This window comes from Neisseria oralis (genome assembly GCF_045062685.1).
Lineage (GTDB): Bacteria > Pseudomonadota > Gammaproteobacteria > Burkholderiales > Neisseriaceae > Neisseria > Neisseria oralis.
Window position 1 is genome coordinate 1 of sequence record NZ_JBJGEB010000111.1, and the last position, 239, is coordinate 239.

Below are 239 nucleotides of genomic sequence, written 5' to 3' on the forward strand. Positions count from 1 at the left end.
ATCCTGCTGCCGTTCAAGTCCGGCATTTATCATCTGGCGAAAAGCAAACCCAATACCGAATTTGTGCCGATTTGGATAGACAACATCAGCCGCGTACTACCCAAAGGCAAAATCCTGCCTATCCCGCTTTTGTGTGAAGTCCATATCGGACAGCCGCTTACTTTGCAGGAAAACGAAGACAAAGACAGCTTTTTGACACGCAGCCGTGAAGCACTGCTGGTACTCAGGCCGTCTGAAAA

At 49.0% G+C, this 239-nt stretch carries 1 pseudogene; it reads left to right on the forward strand.

Annotated elements, in window-relative coordinates:
* Nucleotides 1-239 (forward strand): annotated as a pseudogene (locus tag ACI43T_RS12270) (1-acyl-sn-glycerol-3-phosphate acyltransferase); the annotation flags it as partial.